Here is a 2,771-nt window from a genome sequence, read left to right as displayed (position 1 = left end):
TGGCAGGGGTGCGCGCGCAGCTCCGTGCGCAGCCGGGCGATCTCGCGGTCGTCCGCCGCGGCGGCCCGCTGCCTGCGGTGCCGTCCCGGATCGATGTGCCCGGCCTTGCTCCGCAGGGCGGAGGCGAGATCGCGGCGCGACTGCGGGGAGCGCGCGTTGAACGTCTTCGGCACCCGCATCCGCTCCAGCGCCTCGACCGGGACCGGGAAGTCGATCTGGGCCAGCCGTTTGACCTGCCGCTCGGCGGTGAGGACCAGCGGGCGCGGCCCGTCGTGGTACTCCAGCCCACGGTGGCCGTCGGTCCGCCCCGCGGGCAGGCCCGGGTCGAGGACCAGCGCGAGTCCGGCGAACTTCCCCGTCGGCACGTGGATGACGTCACCGGGCTTCAGCTTCTCCAGGGACGAGGCCGCCGCCGCCCGGCGCTGGGCGGCGCCCTGCTTGGCCAGCTCCGTCTCCCGGACCTTCAGGTCGCGGCGCAGACGCGCGTACTCCTCGAAGTCGCCGAGATGGCACGTCATGCCCTCGCGGTAACCGGCGAGTCCCTCCTCGTTGCGCTGGACCTGCCGGGAGATACCGACCACCGACCGGTCGGCCTGGAACTGCGCGAAGGACGTCTCGAGCAGTTCGCGCGAGCGGTGCCGGCCGAACTGCTGCACGAGGTTCACAGCCATGTTGTACGAGGGCCGGAAGCTGGACCGGAGGGGGTACGTACGGGTGCCGGCGAGCCCCGCGAGCGCCCCGGGGTCCATGCCCCGCTGCCACAGGACCACCGCATGGCCCTCGACGTCGATGCCCCGGCGCCCGGCCCGCCCGGTCAGCTGGGTGTACTCACCGGGCGTGATGTCGGCGTGCTGCTCGCCGTTCCACTTGACGAGCTTCTCCAGGACCACGGAGCGCGCGGGCATGTTGATGCCGAGCGCCAGGGTCTCCGTGGCGAAGACGGCCTTCACCAGACCCCGGACGAACAGCTCCTCCACGACCTCCTTGAAGGTCGGCAGCATGCCGGCGTGGTGAGCGGCGATACCCCGCTCCAGTCCCTCCAGCCACTCGTAGTAGCCGAGGACGTGCAGGTCCTCGCCGGGGATGGAGGCCGTCCGCTCCTCGACGATCTCCCGCACGAGGCGCCGCTTCTCCTCGTCGTTGAGCCGCAGCCCGGCCTGCAGGCACTGCTGCACGGCCGCCTGGCAGCCGGCGCGGCTGAAGATGAAGGTGATGGCCGGCAGCAGCCCCTCGGCGTCGAGCCGGTCGATGACCTCGGGCCTGGACGGAGTCCAGATCCGGCTCCGCCGGCGGCGCTCACGCTCGCGGTCCGCCTCGCGCACCATCTTGCCGCGGCGCCGGTCACGCGGCTCGTACCCGCGCTGGTTCTCCATGCGGGCGAGCCGGACGAGGTCGGGGCTGACCTCGCGCCGGCCGGTGCCCCGGCCCCCGTGGTCGCTCTCCTCCTCGAAGAGGTCGTACATCCGGCGGCCGGCCATCACGTGCTGCCACAGCGGCACGGGCCGGTGCTCGGAGACGATCACCTCGGTGTCGCCCCGGACGGTGTCCAGCCAGTCGCCGAACTCCTCGGCGTTGGACACGGTCGCCGACAGCGACACCAGGGTCACGGACTCGGGCAGGTGGATGATCACCTCCTCCCACACGGCACCGCGGAAGCGGTCGGAGAGGTAGTGCACCTCGTCCATCACCACGTAGCCGAGGCCGGTGAGCGCCTGGGAGCCGGCGTACAGCATGTTGCGCAGCACCTCGGTGGTCATGACCACCACGGGCGCGTCCGCGTTGACGCTGTTGTCCCCGGTCAGCAGGCCGACCTTGTCCGCCCCGTAGCGCCTGGCCAGGTCGGTGAACTTCTGGTTGGACAGCGCCTTGATGGGCGTGGTGTAGAAGCACTTGCGGCCCTGCAGCAGGGCCAGGTGCACGGCGAACTCGCCGACGATGGTCTTGCCCGAACCGGTGGGAGCGGCGACCAGCACCCCCTTGCCCGCCTCCAGTGCCTTGCACGCCTCGATCTGGAACGGATCCAGACCGAACTCGTACATCTCGCGGAAGGGCCCGAGAGCCGTGGCCTGCTCGGCGGCACGGACCCGGGAAGCCTGGTATCGCTCAGCTGGTGAGAGGTCCTCTGTCATCTTGATACGAGCCTACCCGCCGGGTATGACAGTCAGCCCGATCTTTGTTCTCGCAGCCGGGCGGGGAGCACGTGCCGGCCGTCGCGGGCCCGAACCGTCGCGCGCGCACCCGTCCGCGGCTTCACTCCACCAGGACCCTGACCGCGCCGGGCACGCACGTCGCGGTGACGGGCAGCGCGCCCAGCGGCTCACCGTCCGCGTACGCCGTGACACCGGCCGCCTCCAGCTCTATGGAGGAGGCACGGTGCACGGTGACCGCCGGATGTCCGAGGTGGGTGCCCCGGTAGACCTTCGGGAAGACCTTGAGCAGGGTGGTCCGGCTGCACTCCCCGACCACGGTGACGTCGAAGAGCCCGTCGTCCATCACCGCGCCGGTACAGATGCGCATGCCGCCCCCGTACGACGAGCCGTTGCCCACCGCGATCAGCGTCGCGTCGATCTCCCGCACCGGGCCGCCGTCCAGCCGGAGGCGGTAGGGGATCGGCCGGAGGGCCGCCAGCTCGGCGAGGATCGCCAGGTCGTACCTGAAGCGGCCGGCCGCCCACCGCATCCGGTTCCCCCGGTCGTTGACCCGTGAGTCGAACCCCGAGGCGAGCACGGAGCCGAACCAGCGGTCACCGACCCGGCCGAGGTCGATCTCGC

The 2,771-nt window shown here is 71.6% G+C and carries 1 protein-coding gene and 1 pseudogene; both read right to left on the bottom strand.

Annotation, left to right across the window (positions count from 1 at the left end):
- A partial coding sequence (locus ABZ371_RS31340) for a DEAD/DEAH box helicase (protein ID WP_358686055.1) occupies positions 1 to 2,129 on the bottom strand: 2,129 nt, incomplete at its 3' end.
- 121 nt (positions 2,130 to 2,250) lie between these two features.
- Positions 2,251 to 2,771 (bottom strand): annotated as a pseudogene (locus ABZ371_RS31335) (sphingosine kinase); the annotation flags it as partial.

The sequence above is a fragment of the Streptomyces sp. NPDC005899 genome (assembly GCF_040629645.1).
In the GTDB taxonomy this organism is placed as follows: Bacteria; Actinomycetota; Actinomycetes; order Streptomycetales; family Streptomycetaceae; genus Streptomyces.
This window is presented reverse-complemented; position numbering and strand designations above follow the sequence as displayed.